The organism is Bradyrhizobium sp. USDA 3397, from assembly GCF_054060965.1.
In genome coordinates, this window is the sequence record NZ_JBSSDS010000001.1 from 428641 (window position 1) to 454022 (window position 25382).

Below are 25382 nucleotides of genomic sequence, written 5' to 3' on the forward strand. Positions count from 1 at the left end.
CGGCTAGTTCAGCTCAATGATCTCGTTGGAGATGACGGGGCCCGGCCGATCCGAGAACTCGACCGGATCGGCGGGTGCGATGCGGCCGGGGGCGCGATGAAACAGCTCGCGATCGATCACGGCCCGCAGCTTCGGGCGCGGCAGCGCGTCATTTCCGCGCATCAGATTCTTGATCTCGAAGCCGCCGTCCTCGCAGAAGGTCTTCACTGACGCGATGACGTGGCTGACCTTGCCGTCTGTCAGGAACGGCAGCAGCAGCCGCTCATACGCGACGATGCGGCCATAGGTGTCGTCGACGTCGGCAACGCTGTAGACCGGAAGGCCGCGCGCGACGCATTCATGATAGATCGGCACCACGTGCGGCGCGAGCCGCGGTCCGACGTAATCATCGAGCGAAACGCCTTTTCCGGTATGCCCATAGGCGCGCGAGATGCGGGTGCCCTCGCTCTGGATGACGAGGCGCGGCGTCGGCGTCGAAAGCTCCACCGTATAGTAGATGAGCTCCAACAGCTCCTCCTCGAGCCGCGCGGGCTGATACTCCCAGATCGACGGAGCGATCTTCTGGAGCGCATAAAGTCGCAGCCACGTGTTGAGGAGGTCACGCTGCCGGATCGACTTGACGACGGAGGGAGCCGCGCTTGCAAAATCCAAGACAATATTCTCCGCGCGTGAAAACCCCGGGATGATCGGGCCTGCGGGAAAATTTTCGATGAAGGCTGGCGCGGGAGACGAAAGACCGTTAACGACAGCTTGATGGCCGGTGCCTTGCGAACCGGAAAGGCCGGGCAGGCACGACATCGACCTCTGCGACTAAGGGAGCATTTGTACCCCGGCCGGAGGCCTGACCTGCTCAGCTTTCCGCCTTGCCTAACCCCCGTCACCTCCGGCATATTCCGCGCCCGGAGGCGGCGCCCCGGTGGGCTGCAAGTCCTCCGGACAGCCGAAGCAACAAGGACAGCGCCGCGCGCGGGCAGGGGGAAAACTGTTTGGCCGATGAGTTCATTCTCGAAACGGAAGGCTTGACCAAGGAGTTCGCGGGCTTCTTCGCCGTCCGCGACGTTGCGCTCAAGGTTCGCCGTGGGAGCATTCATGCGTTGATCGGCCCGAACGGGGCCGGCAAGACGACCTGCTTCAATCTCCTGACCAAGTTCCTCAAGCCGTCGGCCGGGAAAATCCTGTACAAGGGGCAGGACATCACCGCGATGGCGCCGGCGGATGTGGCCCGCATGGGGCTGGTCCGTTCGTTCCAGATTTCGGCGGTGTTTCCCCATCTCACCGCGCTCGAGAACGTCCGTGTCGCGCTGCAGCGCCAGCATGGCTCCTCGTTCGATTTCTGGCGCTCCAAGACCGTGCTCAACCGCTTCAACGATCGCGCCCGCGAGCTGCTCAACGATGTCGGCCTCAGCGAGTTCGCCAACACGCCCGCGGTCGAGATGCCCTATGGACGCAAGCGCGCGCTCGAGATCGCAACCACGCTGGCGCTCGACCCCGAGATGATGCTGCTCGACGAGCCGATGGCCGGCATGGGCCACGAAGACATCGACAAGATCGCGGCGCTGATCAAGCGTATCTCCGCGAAATACACCATCCTGATGGTCGAGCATAACTTGAGCGTCGTGGCCAACCTCTCTGACATCATCACCGTGCTGACGCGCGGGCAGGTGCTCGCGCAGGGCCATTACTCCGAGCTCACCAAGGACGAGCGCGTCAAGGAAGCTTACCTGGGAGCCGGTCATGCCTGACACTGCGATCGCCGAGGCTCCGGCCAGGGCTGCGACGGGCGGGAACATCCTGCAAGTCCGCAACCTGGAAGCCTGGTACGGCGAGTCTCACATCCTGCACGGGATCAACTTCGACGTGAACGCGGGCGAGGTCGTCACCCTGCTCGGGCGCAACGGCGCCGGCAAGACGACGACGCTGAAGTCGATCATGGGCATCATCGGCAAGCGCACCGGCTCGGTGAAGTTCAACAACCAGGAGATCATCCGCGCGACCTCCGACAAGATCGCGCGCATGGGCGTCGCCTTCTGTCCGGAAGAGCGGGGCATATTCTCCAGCCTCGACGTGCGCGAGAATTTGATGCTGCCGCCGGTGGTCCGCGAAGGCGGTTTGCCGCTCGACCAGATCTTCGAGCTGTTCCCGAACCTGAAGGAGCGGCTGAACAGCCAGGGCACCAAGCTGTCGGGCGGCGAGCAGCAGATGCTGGCGATCGCGCGCATCCTGCGCACTGGCGCGAGCTTCCTGATGCTGGACGAGCCGACCGAGGGTCTTGCACCCGTCATCATCCAGCAGATCGGCCATACCATTGCGCGGCTCAAGAAGGAGGGCTTCACCATCCTCCTGGTCGAGCAGAACTTCCGCTTCGCCTCCACCGTCGCCGACCGCTACTACGTGGTCGAGCACGGCAAGATCATTGACGGGTTTTCCAATTCGGAGCTTGCCGCCAACATGGACAAGCTCCACACCTATCTCGGCGTGTAGCCGAGCAGGCCGAACGATCGAGAGTAACTATCAAAGGAATATTGGGAGGTCGGATTATGAAGCACAGCATTTCGGCAATGTTGCTCGGGACGGCCCTGGCGCTCGGCGCGGCAGGCGGCGCGGTCGCGCAGGACAAGAACATCAAGATCGGCGTGCTGACCGACAATTCAGGACTTTATGCCGATCTCGGTGGCGCCGGCTCGACCGTCGCCGCACAGATGGCGATCGAGGATTCCGGGCTCGCTGCCAAGGGCTGGAAGCTCGACCTGATCTCCGCCGACCATCAGAACAAGCCCGACATCGGCTCCACGATTGCTCGGCAATGGATCGACGTCGAGAAGGTCGACATCTTCATGGATGTCCTGAACTCCGGCGTTGCGCTGGCGGTGAACAATATCGTCAAAGAGAAGAATTCCATCCTGATCAACACAGGTGCGGCGACGTCGGATCTCACCAACGCGCAATGCTCGCCGAATACGGTCCACTGGGTCTATGATACCTATATGCTGGCCAACAGTACCGGGCAGGCGCTGGTGAAGGCGGGCGGCGACACTTGGTATTTTCTCACCGCAGACTACGCCTTTGGCCATGCCCTCGAGCGCGACACCGCCGCGGTCGTGGTGAAGTCGGGCGGCAAGGTGATCGGCAACGTCAAGCATCCCCTGAATACCGCTGACTTCTCGTCGTTCCTGCTTCAGGCGCAGGCCTCCAAAGCCAAGATCATCGGCATGGCGAATGCCGGCGGCGACACCACCAACACCATCAAGCAGGCGTCCGAGTTCGGCATCGTCTCGGGCGGCCAGAAGCTTGCGGGCCTGCTGCTCTTCATCACCGACGTGCACTCGCTTGGTCTGAAGGTGGCGCAGGGCTTGAACTTCACCGAGACCTTCTATTGGGACATGAACGACGGCACGCGCGCCTTCTCCAAACGCTTTTCCGAGCGCATGAAGAACAAGGCGATGCCTTCGATGGTGCAGGCCGGCGTCTATTCGGGCCTGCTGCACTATTTCAAGGCGCTGGAGGCGATGGGCGGCAATCCGCATGACGGGGCCAAGGTGGTCGCCAAGATGAAGGAGATGCCGACCGACGATGCGTTGTTCGGCAAGGGAACGATCCGTGCGGACGGTCGCAAGCTGCATCCGGCCTATCTGTTCGAGGTCAAGAAGCCCGAGGAATCCAAGGGCCCCTGGGACTATTACAAGCTGATCGGCACGACCCCCGGCGACCTGGCCTTCCGGCCGCTGTCGGAAAGCGCCTGTCCGCTGGTGAAGAAGTAACGTGAACGCTACAGGCCGGCGCGCAGCGGTGCCGGCCTGTTGTTGAGGAATAGAAGGGACCGGGTGCGGGATCGATGCAGGCTCTCTACGCTCAGCTACTGGTGGGACTGATCAACGGCTCGTTCTACGCGCTGCTCAGTCTCGGGCTTGCCGTCATCTTCGGCATGCTCAACATCATCAATTTCGCCCATGGCGCGCTCTACATGATGGGCGCTTTCGTCGCCTATTTCCTGCTGAACCTCGGCGGCATCAACTATTGGTGGGCGCTGCTGCTGGCGCCGATCATCGTCGGCATCTTCGGCATGATCCTGGAGCGGACCATGCTGCAATGGCTGACCGGGCTCGATCATCTCTACGGCCTGCTCCTGACCTTCGGCATCGCGCTGATCGTGCAGGGCGTGTTCCAGAACTATTTCGGCTCCTCGGGCCTGCCTTACGCCATTCCCGACCAGCTCAGGGGCGGCATGAATCTCGGCTTCATGTTCCTGCCGATCTACCGCGGCTGGGTCGTCGTGTTCTCGCTGGCGGTGTGCCTTGCGACCTGGTTTTTGATCGAGAAGACGCAGCTCGGCGCCTACCTGCGCGCCGCCACCGAAAATCCGACGCTGGTGCGTGCCTTCGGTATCAACGTGCCGCGCATGATCACGCTCACTTACGGTCTCGGCGTCGGCCTTGCCGCGCTCGCCGGCGTGCTCTCGGCGCCGATCAACCAGGTGCGGCCGCTGATGGGCGCCGACCTCATCATCGTCGTGTTCGCGGTGGTGGTGATCGGCGGCATGGGCTCGATCATGGGCTCCATCATCACCGGCTTCGCGCTCGGCGTGATCGAGGGCCTGACCAAGTATTTCTATCCCGAGGCGTCCAACACCGTCGTGTTCGTGCTGATGGTGCTGGTGCTGCTGGTGAAGCCGACGGGATTGACGGGAAGGGCGGCCTGAGATGACAACCCTGACGGACGACACGCTTCCTGTGACCCCGCGTGCGATGCGCGACGAGATGATTGTATTCGCTGTGATGGCGCTGCTGCTCGCAGCGGTGCCGTTCACGGGCGTCTACCCCTTCTTCGTAATGCAGGCGCTGTGCTTTGCGCTGCTCGCCTGCGCCTTCAATCTGCTGGTCGGCTATGGCGGCTTGCTGTCGTTTGGCCACGCGATGTTCTTGGGCACGGCCGGCTATTGCAGCGCGCATGCGCTGAAGGTCTGGGCACTGCCGCCCGAGCTCGGCATTCTCGTCGGCGTCGCCGCGGCGTTCGTGCTGTCGATCGTCACCGGCTACATCTCGATCCGTCGCCAGGGCATCTATTTCTCGATGATCACGCTGGCCCTGTCGCAGCTCCTGTACTTCATCTATCTCCAGGCCCCGTTCACCCATGGTGAGGACGGCATCCAGGGCATCCCGCAGGGACGCATGTTCGGCCTGCTCGATCTGTCCAAGCCGACGGTGCTGTATTATGTCGTGCTGGTCGGCTTCCTCGCCGGCTTCCTCCTGATCTTCCGCATCATCAACTCGCCGTTCGGCGAGGTGCTGAAGTCGATCCGCGAGAACGAGCAGCGCGCGATCTCGCTCGGCTACCGTACCGACCAATACAAGTTCCTGGCCTTCGTGCTGTCGGGGACGCTCGCCGGCTTTGCCGGTGCGCTGAAGGTGTTCGTGGCCCAGAACGCTTCGCTCACCGACGTGCACTGGACGATGTCGGGCGAGGTCGTGCTGATGACGCTGGTCGGGGGGCTCGGCACCGTTTTCGGTCCCGTGGTCGGCGCCTTCGTCATCATCGCCATGCAGCAATATCTGGCGGGCTTCGGCCAGTGGGTGACGGTGATCCAGGGCGTGATCTTCGTGGTCTGCGTGCTCACCTTCCGCCGCGGCGTCGTCGGCGAAATCGCGCATTACCTCCGGCGTTCGCTTTAAGTAGTTGATATTGCATCAATTTCATTGATGCATGAAAGCGGTGGATGACCCGGCTCCGCGGGCGTGAGGCGACACGCGCGCGGATCGAAAATGGTCTATGACAGTTTTATGACAGCCCTCGCGGGCCTGACCATTTTCCAACCGGTAGCCTATTCCCATGATGCGATGGTTTCGTGCGTTCCTGCCCAGGGAAGAGCGGTTCTTCGACCTGTTCGATCGGCATGCCCAGACCGTGATTCAGGGCGCAGTCGCGTTGCAGGGCATGCTTAAGGGGGGCGAGGAGACGCCGGTCTATTGCCAGCGCGTCAACCAGTTCGAGAACGACGCCGACAACATCACCCGCGAGGTGCTGACGGCGGTACGCCGCACCTTCATCACCCCGTTCGACCGCGGCGACATCAAGAACCTGATCACGTCGCTGGACGATGCCATCGACCAGATGCAGCAGACGGCCAAGGCCGTGATGCTGTTCGAGGTGCGCAGCTTCGAGCCGCCGATGCGCGAGATCGGCGGACTCTTGATCGAATGCGCCAATCTGGTCGGCCGTGCGCTGCCGCTGATGCAGGAGATCGGCAAGAACGTCGCCATGCTGACCGCGATCACCGAGGAGCTCGGCAATCTCGAGGGCCGGGTCGACGATCTCCACGACATCGGCCTGAAGGAGCTGTTCCTCAAGCACCGCGACGGCAATGCGATGGATTTCATCGTCGGGGCCGAGATCTACGACCATCTCGAGAAGGTGGCCGACCGTTTCGATGACGTTGCGAACGAGATCAACAGCATCGTCATCGAGCAGGTGTAGGGCCTCGCCGTGGATGCCGCGTTGGGTCTTCCCGTCCTGGTCGGCTTGATCGCCGTCGCGCTGCTGTTCGATTTCCTGAACGGCCTGCACGACGCCGCCAATTCGATCGCGACCATCGTCTCGACCCGCGTGCTGCGGCCGCAATTCGCGGTGTTCTGGGCCGCGTTCTTCAATTTCATCGCCTTCCTGGTGTTCGGGCTGCACGTCGCCCAGACCATCGGCACCGGCATCATCGATCCCGCGGTCGTCGACGCCCAGGTGATCTTCGCAGCCCTCGTCGGCGCCATCGTCTGGAACCTCGTGACCTGGGCGCTCGGCATTCCATCGTCGTCGTCGCACGCGCTGATCGGCGGGCTCGTGGGCGGCGGCTTGGCCAAGGCCGGTATTTCGGCCGCGGTATGGAGCGGCCTGTCCAAGACCGCGCTGGCGATCGTGCTGTCGCCGCTGGTTGGCTTCCTGCTCGCAATGGCGCTGGTTGCGATCGTGTCCTGGGCCTCGGTACGCTCGACGCCGTTCGCGGTCGACCGCGCCTTCCGCATCCTGCAATTCGTCTCCGCGTCGCTCTATTCGCTCGGCCATGGCGGCAACGACGCGCAGAAGACCATGGGCATCATCGCCGTGCTGCTCTATTCGCAGGGCTATCTCGGCAGCGACTTCTCGGTGCCGTTCTGGGTGGTGCTGTCCTGCCAGGCGGCGATGGCGTTGGGCACGCTGATGGGCGGCTGGCGCATCGTCCGCACCATGGGCCTGCGCATCACGAAATTGACCCCCATGCAAGGCTTTTGCGCCGAGACGGGAGGCGCGGTGACCCTGTTCATGGCGACCTATCTCGGGGTTCCCGTCTCGACCACCCACACCATCACCGGCGCTATCGTCGGCGTCGGTGCCGCCCGCCGCGTCTCGGCCGTGCGCTGGAACGTCGCAAGCTCCATCGTCTATGCCTGGGTGATCACGATCCCGGCCTCGGCCATTGTGGCCGCCCTGACCTGGTGGGTGGTCCAGCTCGTCAGGTGACGAGCTTCAGTCCGATGATGCCGGCGACGATCAGGCCGATGCTGGCGAGGCGGAAGGCCGTCGCCGGCTCGCCGAACAGAACCATGCCGAGCGTCGCCGTACCGACCGCGCCGATGCCGGTCCAGACCGCATAGGCGGTTCCGACCGGCAGTGATTTGAGCGCGAGCCCGAGCAGGATGACACTGCCGGCCATGGCGACCAGCGTGACCACGGACGGGACAAGCTTGCTAAAGCCCTCGGTGTATTTCAGGCCAATGGCCCAGGTGATCTCGAGGAGACCGGCGACGAACAGGATGCTCCAGGCCATGGCGACCCTCCATTCAAGGCAGGGTCGTCCCCGCGGCTGGTGTGCTGATGGGCAGGGAGGTCGTCCTCCCAAAAGGGGGATATGGGGCTGGCCGGAAACCTTCGCAATCACCAAATGAGGCTTGATCAGGCCCGTTTTCCCTGCCACACGCTCCCGCCATGTCCGACATCGCCGCCACCACAGCCGAATCGCCGGCCCGTTCCCCGCTTGCCGCCGAGGTGGCGAGGCGGCGGACCTTTGCGATCATCTCTCACCCCGACGCCGGCAAGACCACGCTGACCGAAAAGCTGCTGCTGTTCGGCGGCGCCATCAACCTCGCCGGCCAGGTCAAGGCCAAGGGCGAGCGGCGCAACACCCGTTCTGACTGGATGAAGATCGAGCGTGAGCGCGGCATCTCGGTGGTGACCTCGGTGATGACCTTCGAGTTCGAGGGCCTCGTCTTCAACCTCTTGGACACGCCGGGCCACGAGGACTTTTCGGAAGATACCTATCGTACGCTGACGGCGGTCGATTCCGCCGTGATGGTGATCGACGCGGCCAAGGGCATCGAGGCGCGCACCCGAAAGCTGTTCGAGGTGTGCCGTCTGCGCGACATTCCGATCATCACCTTCATCAACAAGATGGACCGCGAGAGCCGCGACGTGTTCGAGCTGCTCGACGAAATCGAGAAGACGCTTGCGCTCGACACCACGCCGATGACCTGGCCGGTCGGCCGCGGCCGCGACTTCCTCGGCACCTATGACGTCGTCAATGGCGGCGTGCGCCTGCTCGAAGGCGGCGGCGCCAAGACCGGCGCGGCGCTCGAGATCGAGATCGAAGAGCTCGCCAAGCTCAACGCCAATCTCGACGTCTCCGCCGTGAAGGACGAGCTCGAGCTCGTCACCGAGGCGTCGAAGCCGTTCGAGCTCGACGCATTCCGCGAAGGCCACCTGACGCCGGTCTATTTCGGCAGCGCGCTGCGTAATTTCGGCGTCGGAGACCTCCTGGAGGGCCTCGGCAAGTTCGCGCCCGAGCCGCGCGCGCAGGACAGCGACCAGCGCAAGGTCGAGGCCACCGATCCCAGGATGAGCGCCTTCGTGTTCAAGATCCAGGCCAACATGGATCCCAACCACCGCGACCGCATCGCGTTTGCGCGCCTGTGCTCGGGCAAGCTCAGCCGCGGCATGAAGGCGAAGCTCGTGCGCACCGGCAAGAGCATGCCGCTGTCGAGCCCGCAATTCTTCTTCGCGCAGGACCGCTCGGTCGCGGACGAAGCCTTCGCCGGCGACGTCGTCGGCATTCCCAACCACGGCACGCTGCGCATCGGCGATACGCTGACGGAGGGCGAGGATTTCAACTTCGTCGGCGTGCCGAGCTTCGCGCCGGAAATCGTCCGCCGTGTCCGTCTCACCGACGCGATGAAGGCGAAGAAGCTGAAGGAAGCCCTGCAGCAGATGTCGGAAGAGGGCGTGGTGCAGGTGTTCCGCCCCCGCGACGGCGCCCCGGCGCTGGTCGGCGTGGTCGGCGCGCTGCAGCTCGACGTGCTCAAGGCGCGGCTCGAGGCGGAATATTCGCTGCCGGTCGAGTTCGAGGTCAGCGAGTTCCAGCTGGCGCGCTGGGTCTCCTCGGAGGACCGCAAAAAACTCGACAGCTTCATCGCCGCCAATAATTCGAGCATTGCCGACGATGTCGATGGCGATCCCGTCTATCTCGCCCGGAACGAGTTCTACCTCGGCTACACCAGGGAGCGCGCCGAGGGCATCGAGTTCAGCAACGTCAAGGATGTCAAGAAGAAGGGGTAATCTTTCCCAGACCTTTTCCGTGAAGCAGGACAGCGAGGTCGACGGTCATGAGGCGGCGCGAATTCATCATGCTCGCTGCAGGCGCGGCGGCCTATCCGCTGAGCACATCCGCGCAGGGGAATGTGCGGCGGATCGGTGTGTTGGCGGGAGGCAGAGCGAGCGATCCGGAGAGCCAGGCCGGCTACCAGAAACTGAGACAGCGTCTGGGCGAGCTCGGTTGGGAACAGGAGCGCAACATCCATATCGAGTATCGCTGGTGGGCCGGCGATCCGAATGTCGCCGATGCCCAGGCGGCGGAGCTCGTGAAGTGGGGGCCGGATGTGCTTCTGGCAATCGGCACTCCGTCCGTGGAAGCCCTGAGGCGACGCGCGCCGATCTTGCCGATCATCTTCACCGTCGTTGCCGATCCGGTGGGTGCCGGTTTCGTTCAAAGCCTGGGCAAGCCGGGCGGAAATATTACGGGCTTCACGACTTTCGAGCCTGAAATGGCCGGCAAGTGGCTGCAATTGCTCAAGCAGGCGGCCCCGGCGATACGACGGGTTGCCGCAGTCTTCAATCCGCGCACGGCGCCCATGATCTTGATGCCGTCCGTGGAAGCGGCCATTCCGGCAGTCCAGCTCCAGCTCGTTCCGGCGCCGGCGCACAACGCCGCCGAGCTCGAACAGGCGATCTCCCGCTTTGCAGAGCAGCCAGACGGCGGGCTGCTGATCTTTCCCGACGCATTTCCACTCGTTCATCGGCAATTGATTCTGAACTTGGCGGCCGCGCATCGTCTGCCGGCGATGTATCCGTTCCCGTCCTTCGTCACGGACGGCGGGCTGATGTCTTACGGAGTCTCGATTACGCAGCTCGTCGGTCGCTCGGCGGATTATGTCGACCGCGTCTTGAGAGGAACCCGTCCCGCAGACTTGCCAGTCCAACAACCGAATGAATTCCAGTTCCTGCTCAATCTCAAGACAGCCAATGCGTTGGGACTGAATTTACCGCCCACGCTGGTGGCGCAAGCGGATCAGATTGTCGAGTGAAGCGAACCATCGCGGCCAGCCTTGAAGCTTTTATAGCCGTCGCCACCTGTTGCAAATGCCATTGCGGTCCCGGTACATGTGGCGCTGCATTCTTGTTCTTGCCTTGCTGGCAATGACCTCGATCGCCGTCGACGCGCAGCGACGCCAGATCAATCCGATTCCGTTCGCGCACGAACCTTGCAGCGTGCTCGACGGCGAGCCCTGCACGCCGTCCTATTGCAGCCCGCTCGAGCCCGGCCCCTGCATTCCCGAGATCGACTACCCTTACGGCCAAAACCTCCAGCTCACGATCGAGAGCGTGCCTGCCGAGGCCGACCGCGCCAAATACCAGAAGCCCGATCACGATCTCGACACGATCGGCGACCTCTTCGCCGCGCTGCGCAGCTGCTGGTCGCCGCCATCGGACCAAGCGCGCGCGGGCATGCAGATGTCGGTGCGTTTCAGCTTCAACAAGAACGGCAGTCTGATCGGTCCGCCGCGCCTCACATACGCGACTGCGGGTGTGCCGGCGGACACCCGGACGACCTATCTGAACGCCATCAATGCATCGCTGAAGGCCTGTCTGCCGTTGAAGTTTACCAGCGGTCTCGGCGGGGCGTTGGCCGGTCGACCCATCGCAATCCGTTATGTCGACAATCGGGAGCCCGGCAAATAGCGCGCGAGTTGCGACCATCGGCCAATCGATGATACCTCAGTGATGGGGGCTGCTTTGTGGGGAGGATGTCGTGGGTCTGCTGGTCATGATCCTGGGGCTGGTGCTGTTTTTTGCATCCCATATTTTCACAACCAAACGAAAGGCGCGCGCGCAGGCGATCGCGAGGCTGGGCGAGGGGACCTACAAGCTCCTCTATTCGGCGGTTTCGCTCGCGGGGCTGGCGCTGATCATCTGGGGCTATGCCCACTACCGCAGCTCCGGCTGGATCGACGTCTGGTATCCGCCGAAGGCGATGAAGCACATCACGCTCGCCCTGATGCTGCCTGCAGTCATCCTCGTGGTGGCGTCCTACATGCGTGGCCGCATCTATGCGACGTTGAAGCATCCGATGTTGGCCGGCATCAAGCTGTGGGCGGCGGCGCATCTGCTTGCCAATGGCGATCTCGGCTCCATCATCCTGTTCGGCTCGTTCCTTGCCTGGGCGGTCTATGACCGCATCTCGCTGAAAGCTCGCACCGACGCCGGTGCCCCGCCGATTCCGGTCGGCGGCCCGACCAACGATCTGATCGCCGTCGCGGTCGGCGTGGTCGCCTATCTGGCCCTGGCCTTCGCGTTCCATCCGGTGGTGATCGGCGTGCCCGTGATCGGGGTCTAGCCGGTCAGCACAAGACGAAACCCGCATGTCCATGCGGGGAAGATAACAAGAGCAACAAGCCGAGGGCATCCCCATGGACTGGTCGCGAGCTCAGATCCCGCCGATGCGGCTCGAGGCGCGGTTTGGCGATCGGGTTGTGCCGGCATTTCTTGATCGGCCTTCGAGCCTCTGGGCGATGATCGCGGAGGCATGCGGCCGCAATGCCGATGGCGAAGCGTTGATTTGCGGCAATGTCCGCCTGAGCTGGCGGCAAACAATGGAGCAAGCCGCGCGGATCGCTGCCGGATTTCGCAAGCTGGGATTGCAGCGCGGCGATCGCGTTGCCATCCTGCTCGGCAATCGCATCGAATTTCCGCTGCTGCTGTTTGCCGCCGCGCATGAAGGGCTCGTCACCGTGCTGCTCAGCACGCGCCAGCAGAAGCCGGAGATCGCCTATGTGCTCGCGGATTGCGGTGCCAAGATCCTGATCCACGAAGCCGCGCTCGCCGAGCGGCTGCCCGATGCGCATGATGTGCCCGACGTGATCCACCGCATCGCAGTCGCCGATGATCCGGCTCTGTCGCGTTTCGCAGTGCTCGCCGACAACCCGCCGGCATCGGCGCCGATCGAGGTGAGCGAAGAGGACACCGCGATGATCCTCTACACCTCCGGCACCACGGGCAAGCCGAAGGGCGCGATGCTGGCCCATTGCAACATCGTCCATTCCTCGATGGTGTTCGTGTCCTGCCTGCAATTGACGCAAACCGATCGCTCGATCGCAGCGGTGCCGCTCGGCCATGTCACGGGCGTCGTCGCCAACATCACCACCATGATCCGCTGCGGCGGCGCGCTGATCATCATGCCGGAGTTCAAGGCCGCCGATTACCTTAAGCTCGCCGCGCGCGAGCGCGTCACCTACACGGTGATGGTGCCGGCGATGTACAATCTCTGCCTGCTCCAGCCCGATTTCGACGGCTATGATCTCTCGAGCTGGCGCATCGGCGGCTTCGGCGGCGCGCCGATGCCGGTCGCCACCATCGAGAAGCTCAAGGCGAAGATTCCCGGCCTGAAGCTGATGAACTGCTACGGCGCGACCGAAACGACCTCGCCCTCGACCATCATGCCGGGCGAGCTGACGGAGCGCCATATCGACAGCGTCGGCCTGCCGTGCCCCGGCGCGCGCATCGCCGTGATGGGCCCGGACGGGCGCGAGCTGCCTCCCTGGGAGATCGGCGAGCTCTGGATCCAGAGCGCCTCCGTCATCAAGGGCTACTGGAATAATCCGAAGGCCACCGCCGAAAGCTTCACGGGTGGGTTCTGGCACTCCGGCGACCTCGGCTCGATTGATGCGGAAGGATTCGTTCGCGTGTTCGACCGGCAGAAGGACATGATCAATCGCGGCGGCCTGAAGATCTATTCGGCCGAGGTCGAATCCGTGCTGGCCGGCCATCCCGCCGTGGTCGAGAGCGCGATCATCGCCAGGGCCTGCCCGGTGCTGGGCGAGCGCGTCCACGCCGTGGTGGTGACGCGACAGCCGGTGACCGATACGGACCTGCGCGCCTGGTGCGCCGAGCGCCTGTCCGACTACAAGGTTCCCGAAACCATGGCGATCACGGCAGACCCGTTGCCGCGCAACGCCAACGGCAAGGTGCTGAAGCGCCAGCTGCGGGAGCTGCTGGGAGCTTGAGCCGGGCAGGGGCATCCGGGATGTCCCGGGTGGTTAACGCCTTGATCGGGCTCGCTTTGCCTTGCCACCGCCATATCGTTAGGCTACCTCGCCGCCACACGGGGACGGGATTCCTGACGCGAACGCTTTGGCGCGCGCACCCGGACGGGCATGGGATTGGCATAAGTGTCTGAATTATTTGACGAAGTAAACGAGGAAGTACGTCGCGAACAGTTCAAGAAGCTGTGGGACAAGTATTCGATCTACTTCATCGCGTTGATGGTGCTGATCGTCGCCGGCGCAGGTGGCTGGCAGGGTTATAGGTACCTGGAGGCCCAGAAGGCCGCCGAGGCGGGCGCCGCTTTCGAGAAGGCCGCCGAGCTGTCCGAGCAGGGCAAGCATGAGGACGCCGAGAAGGCCTTCACCGAGCTCGCCGCCAAGGCGCCGTCCGGCTATCGCACCCTGGCGCGGCTGCGTGCTGCGGCCGAGGCCGCGAGCCGCGATCCCAAGGCGGCCGCGAAGATGTATGACGACATCGCCGCCGACCGCAGCATTGGCGGCGAGTGGCAGGATCTGGCCAAGATCCGCGCCGCGGGGCTCCTGCTCGACAGCGCCGGCTATGCCGACATCCAGCAGCGGCTGGAAGCTTCCGCCGCGCCGAAATCGACCTTCCGCCACACCGCCCGCGAGATGCTGGCGCTGTCGGCCTGGCGTAACAACGACATGACTGGAGCCCGCAAATGGCTCGAGGCGATTGACGGAGACGGCGAAACACCGCCCGGCCTGCGTTCTCGCGCCGAGGCGCTTCAGGCTTTGTTGCCACCCGTCGCCAAAAGCTGACGACGGTTCTCTGACGTAACGAGACACCAAGATGCGCCGCACGCCACGCTTGATCGCAGCCGCCGTCCTGATCGCCTTCACCGGCGTCCTGGGCGGCTGCTCCAGCTTCGATCCGAGCGATCTGCTCGACTTCCTCGACACCAAGAAGAAGCTGCCGGGCGACCGCAAGCCGGTCTTCCCCGAGGGCGTGCCGGGGCTCGAGCAGGGCGTGCCGAGGGACCTGTACAAAGGCGCACAGCAGCAGCAGCCCGATCCCAACGCACCTGCCGTCGCGGCATTGCCTGCCGAGCCCGAGCCGGCCAAGCCGGCGAAGGGGGCCAAGGCAAAGCAGACCAGGCAGCCCGCCACGGCCGCCGCGCCGGCCGAAGCACCCGCCGGTGAGGTCGATGGCGAGGCGCAGCCGGAGGCAGCGCCCGCGACGTCCGCTCCGCCGCCCAAGCACAAGATCGTCCGCAGGCGCACCACCGCGCCGCCGCCGGATCAGCCGGCCCAGCAGGCGCAGCCAACCCAGCAGGCGCAGCCGACCAAGCCCCCCCAGCAGCAATCGCAGAGCGCCTTCCCGGCACCGCTGCCGAGCGGCAGCTTCTCCCGCTAGAGCATGATCCGGAAGCGTGTGAAGCGGTTTCCGAAAAGATCATGCTCAAACAATATTTCCCGTTGCATTGACAGGCGCAGCCCCGGCAGCGCACGAATGACCGATGTCCTTCACGATCGCCATCATCGGCCGGCCCAATGTCGGCAAGTCGACGCTGTTCAACCGCCTGGTTGGGCAGAAGCTCGCGCTGGTCGATGATCTGCCGGGCGTCACCCGCGACCGCCGCGAAGGCGAGGCCAGGCTCGGCGATCTCCACTTCACCATCATCGATACCGCCGGCCTCGACGAGGGCGCCAAGGGCTCGCTGACCGCGCGCATGCAGGAGCAGACCGAGACCGCGATCGCGCAGGCCGATGCGCTGTTCTTCGTCATCGACGCCCGCATCGGCCTCACGCCGACCGACCGCGCCTTCGCCGATTTCGCCCGCAAGGCCGACAAGCCGGTACTGCTCATCGCCAACAAGAGCGAGGGCAAGCACGGCGATGCCGGCGCGATGGAGGCGTTTGCGCTCGGCCTCGGCGATCCCATCCAGATCTCGGCCGAGCATGGCGAGGGCATGGGCGAGCTTTACGACTCGCTCGCGAGGCTAATGCCCGAACCCGTCGAGGAAGACGACGATGAGGACGACGCGCCGATCTCGGAGGAAGAGGCCGCGACGCGCCCGATCCGGGTCGCGATCGTCGGCCGGCCCAATGCCGGCAAGTCGACGCTGATCAACCATCTGCTCGGCGAGGAGCGCCTGCTGACGAGCCCGGAGGCCGGCACCACGCGCGATGCCATCGCGGTCGAGATCAACTGGAAGGGCCGCGATTTCCGTGTGTTCGACACCGCGGGCCTCCGCCGGCGCTCGCGCATCGAGGAGAAGCTGGAAAAGCTCTCGGTTGCGGACGCACTGCGCGCGGTGCGCTTTGCCGAAGTGGTCGTGCTGATGATGGATTCGCAGAACCGCTTCGAGGAGCAGGACCTGCGCATTGCCGACCTGATCGAGCGCGAGGGACGGGCGGTCGTGCTCGCCGTCAACAAATGGGATCTGATGGAGACCAAGGGCGGCGGCGCGATCTCGGGCCTGCGCCGCGATGCCGATCATTGGCTGCCGCAGCTCAAGGGTGTGCCCATCGTCGCTGTCTCGGGCCTGATGGGCGAGGGCATCGATCGCCTGATGCAGGCGATCCAGGACGCCTATGCGATCTGGAACAGGCGCGTGCCGACGGCAGCGCTCAATCGCTGGTTCGAGCAGGCGATTCAGGCCAACCCGCCGCCGGCGGTCTCCGGCCGCAGGCTGAAGCTGAACTACATCACCCAGACCAAGGCGCGCCCGCCGAGCTTCGTGCTGTTCTGCTCGCGCGCGGACGCCGTGCCGCAATCCTACTTGCGCTATCTCACCAATTCCATGCGCGAGACCTTCGAGCTGCCGGGCACGCCCGTGCGCATCACGCTGCGCGAGAAGGCCAATCCGTTCGCGCACAAGCGCAAGCGGCCGTCGTGAGCGACGGCGCCGGCGGGGCGGTGGTGCAGCACGCAGCGCCGGCCCCGCGCGGCGCGGTCGCCTTCATCTTCGTCACCATCCTGCTCGACATGGTCGCGCTCGGCGTGATCATGCCGGTCCTGCCGAAGCTGATCGAGAGCTTCGTCGACAACGACACCGCTCATGCCGCGCGCATCTTCGGCCTGTTCGGCACCGCCTGGGCCTTGATGCAGTTCGTGTTCTCGCCGGTGCTTGGCGCGCTGTCCGACCGTTTCGGACGGCGGCCAGTGGTGCTGCTGTCGAATTTCGGGCTCGCGGCCGATTACGTCTTGATGGCGCTGGCGCCGTCGCTTGCGTGGCTGTTCATCGGCCGCGTGATCTCCGGCATCACCTCGGCGAGCATCTCGACCGCCTTCGCCTATATCGCCGACATCACGCCGCCGGAACGGCGTGCGGCGGTCTTCGGCCGGATCGGTGCGGCCTTCGGCGCCGGCTTCATCTTGGGGCCGGCGCTCGGCGGCCTGCTCGGCGATATCGATCCGCGCCTGCCGTTCTGGGCCGCGGCGGCCCTGAGCTTCGCCAACGCGCTCTATGGCCTGTTCGTGCTGCCGGAGTCGCTTGCGCCCGACAAGCGCGCGGCGCTGCGCTGGCGCAGCGCCAATCCGCTCGGCGCGCTGCATCTGCTGCGCTCCAACGCGGTGCTGGCCGCGTTGTCGATCGTCAATTTCATCGCGCAGGTCGCGCACGTCGTGCTCCCCTCGACCTTTGTGCTCTACGCGACCTATCGCTACGGCTGGGATGCCAAGACGGTGGGCCTGACGCTCGCCATGGTCGGCATCTGCGCCATGGTGGTGCAGGGCTTTGCGATCGGCCCCATCGTGCGCGCGCTTGGCGAGCGCAACGCGCTCCTGCTCGGCCTCTGCTGTGGCGCGGTCGGCTTCGTGGTCCTCGGCGCCGCGCCGACCGGACCGCTATCCTGGCTCGGGATTCCCATTCTGGCTCTGTGGGGCATCTCCGGTGCCGCCTCGCAGGCGCTGATGACGCGGCTCGTCGCGCCGGATCAGCAGGGCCAGCTGCAGGGCGCGACCGCGAGCGTGCAGAGCGTGTCGCAGCTCGTCGGCCCGTTCCTGTTCACGCTGACATTTTCCTATTTCATCGGCGCCAGCGCGCCGCTGCATCTGCCCGGCGCACCGTTCCTGCTCGCCGCGGTGCTGATGGTGGTGTGCGTGGCGATCGCGGTGCGGTCGCTGGGTGCGACCAGGACAGTCTCGTAGGGTGGGTTAGCCTCGCGGTTCGCGCGAAGCGCAAACCGCGAGGCGTAACCCACCTCTTTCATTTCCGCGGAGGCGGAAGAGGTGGGTTACGCCAGCGGACTGCGCTTTGCGCAGCCGCATGCTAACCCACCCTACGATCCTACTTCTTCACCAGCGGGCAGTCGCTGTCCTTGAGCGGCTTGGCCGCATCTTCCGGCGCGATGGTGGCGACCAGCTTGTAATAATCCCACGGTCCCTTCGACTCCTCGGGCTTCTTCACCTCGAACAGATAGGCGGGGATGAGGCGGCGTCCGTCCTGGCGCAGCGGGCCCTTGCCGAACAGCGGATCGTCGGTCGGCAGCTCCTTCATCTTGGCGACGACCTTGGCGCCGTCACGCGGATTGCTGCCGAGCGCTTCCATCGCCTTCAGGTAATGCAGGATCTCGGCATAGAGGCCCGCAACCGTCATCGAGGGCATCGAGCCCTTGGGCGAGACCTTCTGGAAACGCTTCGACCATTCGCGGGTCTGGTCGTTGAGGTCCCAGTAGAACGACTCGGTGAAGGTCAGGCCCTGCGCGGTCTTCAGGCCGAGCGAGTGCACGTCGTTGATGAACAGCAGCAGCGCGGCGAGCTTCTGGCCGCCCTGGACGATGCCGAACTCGGCGGCCTGCTTGATCGCGTTGGTGGTGTCGCCGCCCGCATTGGCAAGGCCGATGATCTTGGCCTTGGAGGACTGCGCCTGCAGCAGGAACGAGGAGAAGTCCGCCGTGTTGAGCGGGTGCTTGACGCCGCCGAGCACCTTGCCGCCGGTCGCGGTGACGACCGCGCCGGTGTCACGCTCCAGCGCATGGCCGAAGGCATAATCCGCGGTGAGGAAGAACCAGCTGTCGCCGCCCGCCTTGGTCAGCGCCTTGCCGGTGCCGTTGGCGAGCATGTAGGTGTCGTAGGTGAAGGACACGGTGTTGGGCGTGCAGGCCTTGCCGGTGAGGTCGGCGGTCGCGGCGCCCGAATTGAGCAGCACCGCGTTCTTTTCCTTGACGAGGTTGCTGACCGCGAGCGCGACGCCGGAGCTCGGCGTGTCGGCGATGGCGTCGACCTTGTCGGAATCGATCCATTGCCGGGCGATGTTGACGCCGATATCGGGCTTGTTCTGGTGATCGCCGGAGAGCACCTCGATGGTCCAGCCCTTGGCCTTCAGGCCGGAATCCTCGACCGCCATCTTCACGGCCGCCACCGAGTTCGGGCCGCCGATGTCGGCATAGAGGCTCGACATGTCGTTGAGCACGCCGATCTTGATGGTCTTGTCTTGCGCGAATGCGGATGTGGCAAAGCCGAAAGCGGCACAGGCCAGAAGAGCCGCGGCGCGGCGTGCGGGCATCGTCATAAAGGCTTCCTCCATTGTCAAATATGCGGACGGCTCTCTTCGGGAGCCTTGTTCCAATTGACGCTCTACCGTGTCCCATGGCCGACGGCAATGCACCTAAAGCCGGATGACGCTGCGTCGTAGCGTCATCCATCGGTTAACTTTTGGGCAAAATGCGTTGAGACGCTATTTTCAGTGTGTTCGATGTCGGCTTGAATTTCTAAATGCGCTTTCCGGTATCGAGCTCGGCGGTACGGTCATTACCGCCGGCATGACGTCCAAGGCGTCGGAGGGCAATCAGGCCGGCGCGCGGAAGCTCATCAGGGCGCGGGTCTTGTAATCGTAGAATTTGCCGGTCTCGGTCCAGTCGGGCGTGCACAGCGGCACGATGAATTCTGCGACCTGCTCGGGCGTGTCGAGCGTCGCCGGATCCTCGCCGGGCATCAGGGTGGCGCGCATGCGGGTGCGCACCGGGCCCGGATTGAACAGATTGACGCGCAGCTTGGTGTTCGCGGTTTCCTGCGCCCAGGCACGCGCCAGCGTCTCCAGTGCGGCCTTGGACGCGGCGTAGGGGCTGACGTAAGCGGTGGCCTTGTTGGCGGCACCCGAGGTGATGAACACGGCGCGGCCGGCATCGGATTGCCTGAGCAGCGGTTCCATGCAGCGGATCAGCTGGAAGTTCGCGGAGACGTTCACCGCCATCACCTCGTTGAAGGTCTTCAGCTCAATATGGCCGATCGGCGAGGAGGGGCCGAGCACGCCGGCATTGCCGACCAGGATGTCGAGCTTGCCGTAGCGCTCGTACAGGCCGGCGCCGAGACGCGCGATGCCGTCGGAATCGGTGAGGTTGAGCGGCACCAGGGTGGCGCTGCCGCCGTCTTTGCGGATCTCGTCGTCGAGCTCTTCCAGCCCTCCTTGCGTACGCGCCGTCGCCACGATATGCGCGCCGGCCTTGGCCAGCGCGATTGCGGTGGCATAGCCGATGCCGCGCGAGGCGCCGGTGACGAGAGCGATACGGTTGGCGAGAGGTTTGGTCATCGTCGAATACTTCCGTCATGCCCGGGCTCGTCCCAAGCATCCACGTTCTTTGCGGCGGGTATTACAGACGAAGATGGCCGGGACAAGCCCGGCCATGACGAAAAGAAGTCTCGGATGAGCCCCCGGGGACGATCCTTGGTCAGCTCGCCTCGGCCAGCAGCGACAATTGCCGCGGCTGCGGCTCGGTCTGGGTCTGGTCGGTGAGGTGGGTCGGATAGACGCCGGTGAAGCAGTGATCCGCAAACTTCGGATTGGCGGGGTCTCGGCCTGGCTCGCCCATGGCGCGGTACATGCCGTCGATCGACAGGAAGGCGAGCGAGTCGGCGCCGATGAGCTCGCGCATCTCCTCCAGCGAATGCGTCGCCGCCAGCAGGCCGCCACGGTCGGGCAGGTCGATGCCGTAATAATCGGGATAGAGGATCGGGGGCGAAGCGAGGCGGAAGTGCACTTCCTTGGCACCGGCATCGCGCATCATGCGCACGATCTTCTTGGAGGTGGTGCCTCGCACCAGGGAGTCGTCGATCAGGATGATGCGCTTGCCTTCGATCGCGGCGCGGTTGGCCGAGTGCTTCATGCGCACGCCGGATTCGCGGATCGCCTGCGTCGGCTGGATGAAGGTGCGGCCGACATAATGGTTACGGATGATGCCGAGCTCGAACGGCACTCCGGAATACTGGCTGTAGCCGACCGCGGCGGGCACGCCGGAATCCGGCACCGGCACCACGACGTCGACCGGCACGTGGCTCTCGCGCGCTAGCTGCGCGCCGAAATTCTTGCGCACCTCGTAGACCGAGCGGCCGTGCACGATGGAATCCGGCCGCGAGAAGTAGATGTATTCGAAGATGCAGGGGCGCGGCGCCATCGGCGGGAACGGCTTGTGGATGTCCTGGCCGTTCTCGTCGAACACGATGACTTCGCCGGGCTCGATGTCGCGCACGAAGCGGGCGCCGATGATGTCAAGCGCGCAGGTCTCGGAAGTCAGGATCGGACAGCCGTCGAGCTCGCCGAGCACCAGCGGGCGGATGCCGCGCGGATCGCGCGCGCCGACCAGCTTCTTGTTGGTCAGCGAAACCAGCGCATAGGCGCCCTCGATCTCGCGCAGCGCGTCGATGTAGCGCTCGATGAAGCGGACGCGCTTGGAGCGAGCCACCAGGTGCAGGATCACCTCGGTGTCGGAGGTCGATTGCATCATGGCGCCGTTCTTGACGAGCTCGCGGCGCAACGTCAGGCCGTTGGAGAGGTTGCCGTTGTGAGCGACCGCGAGACCGCCGGCATTGAGCTCGGCGAACAGCGGCTGCACGTTGCGCAGGATGGTGGCGCCGGTCGTGGCGTAGCGGACATGGCCAACCGCCACACTGCCGGGCAGGCGGTCGATCACCTCGCGGCGGGAGAAGGTGTCGCCGACGAGGCCGAGGCGGCGTTCGGAGTGGAAGCGGCTGCCGTCGTAGGAGACGATGCCGGCGGCCTCCTGGCCGCGGTGCTGGAGCGCGTGAAGACCGAGCGCAGTGATGGCGGCCGCATCAGGGTGGCCGTAGATGCCGAAGACGCCGCATTCCTCGCGAAGCGTATCGCCTTCCAGATCGTCCTGAAGCTCAAGCGCCGCCGGGCCTGGACCGGCGTTTGGATCGAGATCAAGCAGGGCGTCCTGGTCAGGGTGTCGCATCTCGTTCTCGCCTCTCTTTTGGGGCTCTATCAACGCGCCGCAGGTTTCTCGATCAGCTTTTTCATGCCGTCACGAGCCGACTTACTGTACCCGTCGCCACTGCCCGAAGGCTGCTGCTCGGATTCAGCTTGATCATCATCTGGTTTGTTTTTCTTGAATCTCTTCAAGATGGTGTTCTCGGGGTCGTCAGGCAAGAGGGCCATCAGCCAATCGCCGGTTCCCTGCAGCACCACGCGGGACTTGGCCCCGCTGACCCAATCCGGACGCTGCTTGTCCGGCACCAGCCAGGTGAAGAACAGGAACGCGACCACGACGATCAAAAGCCCGCGAGCCAGCCCAAACAGGAAGCCGAGGGTCCGATCCAGCGCGCCGATCCGCGAATCCAGGATCATGTCGGAAATCCGGACCGTGATGACGGAGACCACGACCAGGGTGCCGATGAACACGCCGGCCACCACGACGACGCTCGCGACCGTGTCGTTGTTGAAATAGGTCTTGGCGGTCGGCAGCAGCTTCGAGAACGAATACAGCGTCACGATCGCCGCGGCGCCCCAGGCCGCGATCGACAGGATTTCGCGCATGAAGCCGCGAACCATCGCGAGCAGGCCCGAGATCAGCATCACACCGAGCAGGATCAGGTCGAGGATGGTTACTGGCATCGGCTGGTCTGGTCCGCTCGTACTTCAAAGGTGCTCTAGCGAATCGGTGCTTGGCCGCTGCCCTAAAAGAAGGGCAGACGGCGTTCCCGGCAAGGCCGCAACCACGCAATCCCATGCTGCTTTTGTGACGGCTGTATAGCGGCGGAGGCCTCCGGCGTCACCTCCACCTAACCCTCTCCACGGCGGAATCTGGCCGGTGTGGCATTTTTCTCTGGCTGTGCACTGGATTCGCCCCGACGGGAGCCCCGCGCTGCGATCTCGGCCACCAATGTCGTCAGGCTGTTCACCGCGTTCAGGGAGAGCCCGGCGTCGCCGCCGGCATCGCCGCGCGCCGATTCGGGCAGCACGGCGCGCTGGAAGCCGAGTTTTGCCGCCTCCTTGAGCCGGGCCGGGGTCTGCGCCACCGGCCGCACCACGCCCGACAACGAGATTTCGCCGAAATAGACGGCATCGGTGGGTAACTGCGCATTAACCAGCGATGACACCAAGGCTGCGGCGGCGGCGAGGTCCGCCGCCGGCTCGTGGATGCGCAGGCCGCCGGCAACGTTCAGATAGACGTCGTGGCCGGACAGCTTGACCCCGCAATGGGCCTCCAGCACCGCCAGCACCATCGAGAGCCGGCTCGGATCCCAGCCGACCACGGCCCGGCGCGGGGTGCCGAGCGAGGTCGGGGCTACCAGTGCCTGCAATTCGACCAGCACGGGCCTCGTGCCCTCGATGCCGGCAAAGACCGCAGTGCCGGGCGTGCCGAGATCGCGCTCCGACAGGAACAGCTCGGAGGGGTTGGTGACCTCGCGCAGGCCGAGGCCCGTCATCTCGAACACGCCGATCTCGTCGGTCGGCCCGAAGCGGTTCTTCACGGCGCGCAGGATGCGGAATTGCTGCGAGCCTTCGCCCTCGAACGACATCACCGCGTCGACCATATGCTCGACCACGCGGGGGCCGGCGATCTGGCCGTCCTTGGTGACGTGGCCGACCAGGATGATGGCGGCCCCGGTCTTCTTGGCGAAGCGGATCAGCGCCTGCGCCGAGGCGCGCACCTGCGTTACCGTGCCGGGCGCCGATTCCACCGTGTCGGTCCACATGGTCTGGATCGAGTCGATCACGATCAGCCGAGGCACCGCGCCCTCCGACAGCGTCGAGACGATGTCCTCGACCGAGGTTTCGGCCGCGAGCTGGACCGGCGCGTCCGACAGCCCGAGCCGCTCGGCGCGCAGGCGCACCTGGGCGACCGCCTCTTCGCCGGAGATGTAGACGACGCGGTGGCCGGCGCGCGCGAGCAGGCTGGTCGCCTGCGTCAGCAGCGTCGACTTGCCGATGCCGGGATCGCCGCCGACCAGCAGCACCGAGCCGCGCACGAAGCCGCCGCCGGTAACGCGGTCGAGCTCGGTCATCCCCGAGGACAGGCGCGGCGCGTCCGGGCTCTTGCCGGCGAGACTCTCCAGCGCGAAGGTTCTTCCCTTGCGCTTGGAGCGGATCGACACCGGCACGCTGCCGCTGGTGTCTTCTTCCGCCAGCGTATTCCACTCGCCGCAGGACTCGCACTTGCCCTGCCAGCGGTTATAGGCCGCGCCGCAGTTCTGGCAGACGAAGGAAAGTGTGGATTTGGCCATGGGGGAGCGCGAGTCGCGGGTTTCAGATGTGCTGATAGCACGGATTGGCCGGCGATCGCCGGCGCTTCGAATATCTCAATTCGGCACGGGAGATATACCTTTCGTTAGCCCTGCGCCGCTGTGCCCGGTGCGATTTTGCCAATTCTTAGCGGACGTGGGTCCAATCTCGGAACCAATGGGGGCGGCAAAATTGACGAGATTCCTGCGAATATTGCTCGCGGCGGGCATGGTCTGCGGCGTTTTTGGGTCGGTTGGCGGTAGCATCGCCAAGCCCCTCAACATCGTCTTCGTCAATCCCGGCAAGTCTGGCGAGGTCTATTGGGACATGGTCGCGCAGACCATGCAGGCCGCCGGCCGCAAGCTCGATGCGCATGTCGAGGTGCTGACCAGCGAGCGGAACTACCGCACCATGCAGGAGCTCGGCTTCGGCGTGGTGGCCCGTCCCGACAAGCCCGACTTCCTCATCCTGTCGAACGAGGAATCCGCCGCCGTTCCCATCCTGGAGGCGGCCGAAGCCGCGGGCGTCAAGACGCTGCTGCTTTCGAACACGCTGATCGGCGAGGACGCCGTGCGCCTTGGACCGCCGAGGCAAAAGCTCAAGACCTGGCTGGGCGACATCACGACCGATCTTCAGACCGCGGGCGCGCGGATGGCCAATGCGCTGATCACCGCGGCGCGTGCCGAGAAATGGCAGAGCGCGGACGGCAAGATCCACATTCTCGGCATCGGTGGCGACGAGACCACGCCCGCCTCGATCGCCCGCAACGCCGGCCTCACGCTCGCGGTGGATGCTGCGTCCGACGTCGTGGTGGACCGCATGCTGTTCGCCAACTGGACGAAGTCCGAGGCCGAGCGGGTCACGGCAAACTACCTGAGCTGGGCCGCGCGCAAGCAGATCCGGCCCGCCGGGATCTGGGCCGGAAACGATCCGATGGCGCTCGGCGCGCTGCGCGCGACGATCGCCGCCGGCCTTGTGCCCGGCGAGAACATCCAGGTGGTCGGCCTCAACTGGTCGGAGGATGCTCTGCGCGAGATCAAGGCGGGCCGCATGCTCCTGACCGATGGCGGGCATTTCCTGCTCGGCGGCTGGTCCGTCGTTCTCCTGCGCGATTATGCCGATGGCTGCGATTTTGCTGCCGTCTCGCCCCGCGTCGAGGTCAAGACGTCGGCGATCACGCGCGACAATATCGCTTCGGTCGCCGACCTCATCAAGACCCGTGCGTTCGACCGGATCGACTTCGCGCGGTTCCGGGCGAAGGCCGGGCGCTGCGGCCGATATGACTTTTCCCTCGATGCGCTCATCTCGTCGCTGCCGGTCGCCGAAGGCGTTGCCGACTGATGCG

Annotated in this window: 24 protein-coding genes; 17 read left to right on the forward strand and 7 right to left on the reverse strand. The window is 64.9% G+C overall.

The annotated features are described in order from the left end of the window. Positions 1–3: 3 nt before the first annotated feature. Positions 4–651, reverse strand: a complete 648-nt coding sequence (locus ACVWYQ_RS01970) for a hypothetical protein (protein WP_404541621.1) — start codon at positions 649–651, stop codon at positions 4–6. Between the two features lie 335 nt (positions 652–986). On the opposite strand from ACVWYQ_RS01970, the gene ACVWYQ_RS01975 reads away from it, so the two are divergent. The 7 genes from ACVWYQ_RS01975 to ACVWYQ_RS02005 all read left to right on the forward strand — a co-directional run bounded on the left by ACVWYQ_RS01975 (position 987) and on the right by ACVWYQ_RS02005 (position 7482). Further along, positions 987–1742 carry an ABC transporter ATP-binding protein gene (locus ACVWYQ_RS01975; protein WP_197958268.1) on the forward strand — a complete coding sequence of 252 codons (756 nt, stop codon included), beginning with the start codon at positions 987–989 and terminating at the stop codon, positions 1740–1742. Further along, positions 1735–2481: an ABC transporter ATP-binding protein gene (locus ACVWYQ_RS01980; RefSeq protein ID WP_036022650.1), complete on the forward strand. Its 747-nt coding sequence runs from the start codon at positions 1735–1737 to the stop codon at positions 2479–2481. The genes ACVWYQ_RS01975 and ACVWYQ_RS01980 overlap by 8 nt, the downstream gene beginning before the upstream one ends. A gap of 56 nt (positions 2482–2537) precedes the next feature. Continuing rightward, entirely contained in the window at positions 2538–3758 is a 1221-nt protein-coding gene (locus ACVWYQ_RS01985; protein WP_036000846.1) for an ABC transporter substrate-binding protein, read from the forward strand. A 74-nt stretch (positions 3759–3832) separates the two neighbouring features. Continuing rightward, on the forward strand, positions 3833–4696 hold the full coding sequence (locus tag ACVWYQ_RS01990; protein WP_036000843.1) for a branched-chain amino acid ABC transporter permease: 864 nt from the start codon (positions 3833–3835) through the stop codon (positions 4694–4696). A gap of 1 nt (position 4697) precedes the next feature. Then, entirely contained in the window at positions 4698–5666 is a 969-nt protein-coding gene (locus ACVWYQ_RS01995) for a branched-chain amino acid ABC transporter permease (protein WP_157284548.1), read from the forward strand. A gap of 157 nt (positions 5667–5823) precedes the next feature. Next, positions 5824–6468 (forward strand): DUF47 domain-containing protein, encoded by a 645-nt coding sequence (locus ACVWYQ_RS02000; protein WP_157284549.1) that lies wholly within the window; start codon positions 5824–5826, stop codon positions 6466–6468. Between the two features lie 9 nt (positions 6469–6477). Continuing rightward, the gene (locus ACVWYQ_RS02005; RefSeq protein WP_271547091.1) at positions 6478–7482 is read left to right on the forward strand and encodes an inorganic phosphate transporter; all 1005 of its coding nucleotides are present in this window, start codon (positions 6478–6480) and stop codon (positions 7480–7482) included. Here the strand turns inward: ACVWYQ_RS02005 and sugE are convergent. After that, positions 7475–7789 carry a quaternary ammonium compound efflux SMR transporter SugE gene (gene sugE, locus ACVWYQ_RS02010; protein WP_157284551.1) on the reverse strand — a complete coding sequence of 105 codons (315 nt, stop codon included), beginning with the start codon at positions 7787–7789 and terminating at the stop codon, positions 7475–7477. The two genes, ACVWYQ_RS02005 and sugE, sit on opposite strands and share 8 nt — an antisense overlap. Before the next feature lie 158 nt (positions 7790–7947). Here sugE and ACVWYQ_RS02015 point away from each other — a divergent pair, with 158 nt between their 5' ends. The 9 genes from ACVWYQ_RS02015 to ACVWYQ_RS02055 all read left to right on the forward strand — a co-directional run bounded on the left by ACVWYQ_RS02015 (position 7948) and on the right by ACVWYQ_RS02055 (position 17724). After that, complete coding sequence (locus ACVWYQ_RS02015) at positions 7948–9570, forward strand: peptide chain release factor 3 (protein WP_036022662.1); 1623 nt, start codon at positions 7948–7950, stop codon at positions 9568–9570. 47 nt (positions 9571–9617) lie between these two features. Beyond that, a complete protein-coding gene (locus ACVWYQ_RS02020) occupies positions 9618–10595 on the forward strand; it encodes an ABC transporter substrate-binding protein (protein ID WP_271547087.1) in 978 nt (325 codons plus the stop codon). A 76-nt stretch (positions 10596–10671) separates the two neighbouring features. Further along, on the forward strand, positions 10672–11250 hold the full coding sequence (locus ACVWYQ_RS02025) for a hypothetical protein (RefSeq protein ID WP_271547085.1): 579 nt from the start codon (positions 10672–10674) through the stop codon (positions 11248–11250). Between the two features lie 70 nt (positions 11251–11320). After that, complete coding sequence (locus ACVWYQ_RS02030) at positions 11321–11905, forward strand: NnrU family protein (protein ID WP_271547083.1); 585 nt, start codon at positions 11321–11323, stop codon at positions 11903–11905. Between the two features lie 73 nt (positions 11906–11978). After that, positions 11979–13571, forward strand: coding sequence for a class I adenylate-forming enzyme family protein (locus tag ACVWYQ_RS02035; protein WP_271547081.1), 1593 nt, complete (start codon positions 11979–11981; stop codon positions 13569–13571). 165 nt (positions 13572–13736) lie between these two features. Further along, a complete protein-coding gene (locus ACVWYQ_RS02040) occupies positions 13737–14390 on the forward strand; it encodes a tetratricopeptide repeat protein (protein ID WP_271547079.1) in 654 nt (217 codons plus the stop codon). A gap of 31 nt (positions 14391–14421) precedes the next feature. Next, positions 14422–14985: a hypothetical protein gene (locus tag ACVWYQ_RS02045; RefSeq protein WP_271547077.1), complete on the forward strand. Its 564-nt coding sequence runs from the start codon at positions 14422–14424 to the stop codon at positions 14983–14985. A gap of 103 nt (positions 14986–15088) precedes the next feature. Continuing rightward, positions 15089–16471: a ribosome biogenesis GTPase Der gene (gene der / locus ACVWYQ_RS02050; RefSeq protein WP_271547075.1), complete on the forward strand. Its 1383-nt coding sequence runs from the start codon at positions 15089–15091 to the stop codon at positions 16469–16471. After that, on the forward strand, positions 16468–17724 hold the full coding sequence (locus ACVWYQ_RS02055; protein WP_271547073.1) for a TCR/Tet family MFS transporter: 1257 nt from the start codon (positions 16468–16470) through the stop codon (positions 17722–17724). The genes der and ACVWYQ_RS02055 overlap by 4 nt, the downstream gene beginning before the upstream one ends. A gap of 139 nt (positions 17725–17863) precedes the next feature. Here ACVWYQ_RS02055 and ACVWYQ_RS02060 read toward each other — a convergent pair whose 3' ends face one another. The 5 genes from ACVWYQ_RS02060 to radA all read right to left on the reverse strand — a co-directional run bounded on the left by ACVWYQ_RS02060 (position 17864) and on the right by radA (position 24039). Next, positions 17864–19087, reverse strand: coding sequence for an ABC transporter substrate-binding protein (locus ACVWYQ_RS02060; protein WP_157284558.1), 1224 nt, complete (start codon positions 19085–19087; stop codon positions 17864–17866). Between the two features lie 276 nt (positions 19088–19363). Next, positions 19364–20104, reverse strand: coding sequence for an SDR family NAD(P)-dependent oxidoreductase (locus ACVWYQ_RS02065; RefSeq protein ID WP_271547071.1), 741 nt, complete (start codon positions 20102–20104; stop codon positions 19364–19366). Between the two features lie 139 nt (positions 20105–20243). After that, positions 20244–21767, reverse strand: a complete 1524-nt coding sequence (purF, locus tag ACVWYQ_RS02070; RefSeq protein ID WP_157284560.1) for an amidophosphoribosyltransferase — start codon at positions 21765–21767, stop codon at positions 20244–20246. A gap of 29 nt (positions 21768–21796) precedes the next feature. Next, positions 21797–22426, reverse strand: a complete 630-nt coding sequence (locus ACVWYQ_RS02075) for a CvpA family protein (protein WP_036000794.1) — start codon at positions 22424–22426, stop codon at positions 21797–21799. 167 nt (positions 22427–22593) lie between these two features. Next, positions 22594–24039 carry a DNA repair protein RadA gene (radA, locus tag ACVWYQ_RS02080; RefSeq protein WP_271547065.1) on the reverse strand — a complete coding sequence of 482 codons (1446 nt, stop codon included), beginning with the start codon at positions 24037–24039 and terminating at the stop codon, positions 22594–22596. Between the two features lie 226 nt (positions 24040–24265). Here radA and ACVWYQ_RS02085 point away from each other — a divergent pair, with 226 nt between their 5' ends. Beyond that, entirely contained in the window at positions 24266–25378 is a 1113-nt protein-coding gene (locus tag ACVWYQ_RS02085) for an ABC transporter substrate-binding protein (RefSeq protein ID WP_404546237.1), read from the forward strand. The last annotated feature ends 4 nt before the right edge of the window (positions 25379–25382 follow it).

What these genes read in the sequence shown, in the direction of transcription:
- ACVWYQ_RS01980 (WP_036022650.1), top strand. Translation starts at nt 1,735, where the DNA reads ATGCCTGACACTGCGATCGCCGAGGCTCCGGCCAGGGCTGCGACGGGC.
- ACVWYQ_RS01985 (WP_036000846.1), top strand. Translation starts at nt 2,538, where the DNA reads ATGAAGCACAGCATTTCGGCAATGTTGCTCGGGACGGCCCTGGCGCTC.
- ACVWYQ_RS01990 (WP_036000843.1), top strand. Translation starts at nt 3,833, where the DNA reads ATGCAGGCTCTCTACGCTCAGCTACTGGTGGGACTGATCAACGGCTCG.
- ACVWYQ_RS01995 (WP_157284548.1), top strand. Translation starts at nt 4,698, where the DNA reads ATGACAACCCTGACGGACGACACGCTTCCTGTGACCCCGCGTGCGATG.
- ACVWYQ_RS02000 (WP_157284549.1), top strand. Translation starts at nt 5,824, where the DNA reads ATGATGCGATGGTTTCGTGCGTTCCTGCCCAGGGAAGAGCGGTTCTTC.
- sugE (WP_157284551.1), bottom strand. Translation starts at nt 7,789, where the DNA reads ATGGCCTGGAGCATCCTGTTCGTCGCCGGTCTCCTCGAGATCACCTGG.
- ACVWYQ_RS02015 (WP_036022662.1), top strand. Translation starts at nt 7,948, where the DNA reads ATGTCCGACATCGCCGCCACCACAGCCGAATCGCCGGCCCGTTCCCCG.
- ACVWYQ_RS02020 (WP_271547087.1), top strand. Translation starts at nt 9,618, where the DNA reads ATGAGGCGGCGCGAATTCATCATGCTCGCTGCAGGCGCGGCGGCCTAT.
- ACVWYQ_RS02025 (WP_271547085.1), top strand. Translation starts at nt 10,672, where the DNA reads ATGTGGCGCTGCATTCTTGTTCTTGCCTTGCTGGCAATGACCTCGATC.
- ACVWYQ_RS02035 (WP_271547081.1), top strand. Translation starts at nt 11,979, where the DNA reads ATGGACTGGTCGCGAGCTCAGATCCCGCCGATGCGGCTCGAGGCGCGG.
- ACVWYQ_RS02045 (WP_271547077.1), top strand. Translation starts at nt 14,422, where the DNA reads ATGCGCCGCACGCCACGCTTGATCGCAGCCGCCGTCCTGATCGCCTTC.
- der (WP_271547075.1), top strand. Translation starts at nt 15,089, where the DNA reads ATGTCCTTCACGATCGCCATCATCGGCCGGCCCAATGTCGGCAAGTCG.
- ACVWYQ_RS02060 (WP_157284558.1), bottom strand. Translation starts at nt 19,087, where the DNA reads ATGACGATGCCCGCACGCCGCGCCGCGGCTCTTCTGGCCTGTGCCGCT.
- ACVWYQ_RS02065 (WP_271547071.1), bottom strand. Translation starts at nt 20,104, where the DNA reads ATGACCAAACCTCTCGCCAACCGTATCGCTCTCGTCACCGGCGCCTCG.
- purF (WP_157284560.1), bottom strand. Translation starts at nt 21,767, where the DNA reads ATGCGACACCCTGACCAGGACGCCCTGCTTGATCTCGATCCAAACGCC.
- ACVWYQ_RS02075 (WP_036000794.1), bottom strand. Translation starts at nt 22,426, where the DNA reads ATGCCAGTAACCATCCTCGACCTGATCCTGCTCGGTGTGATGCTGATC.
- radA (WP_271547065.1), bottom strand. Translation starts at nt 24,039, where the DNA reads ATGGCCAAATCCACACTTTCCTTCGTCTGCCAGAACTGCGGCGCGGCC.
- ACVWYQ_RS02085 (WP_404546237.1), top strand. Translation starts at nt 24,266, where the DNA reads ATGGTCTGCGGCGTTTTTGGGTCGGTTGGCGGTAGCATCGCCAAGCCC.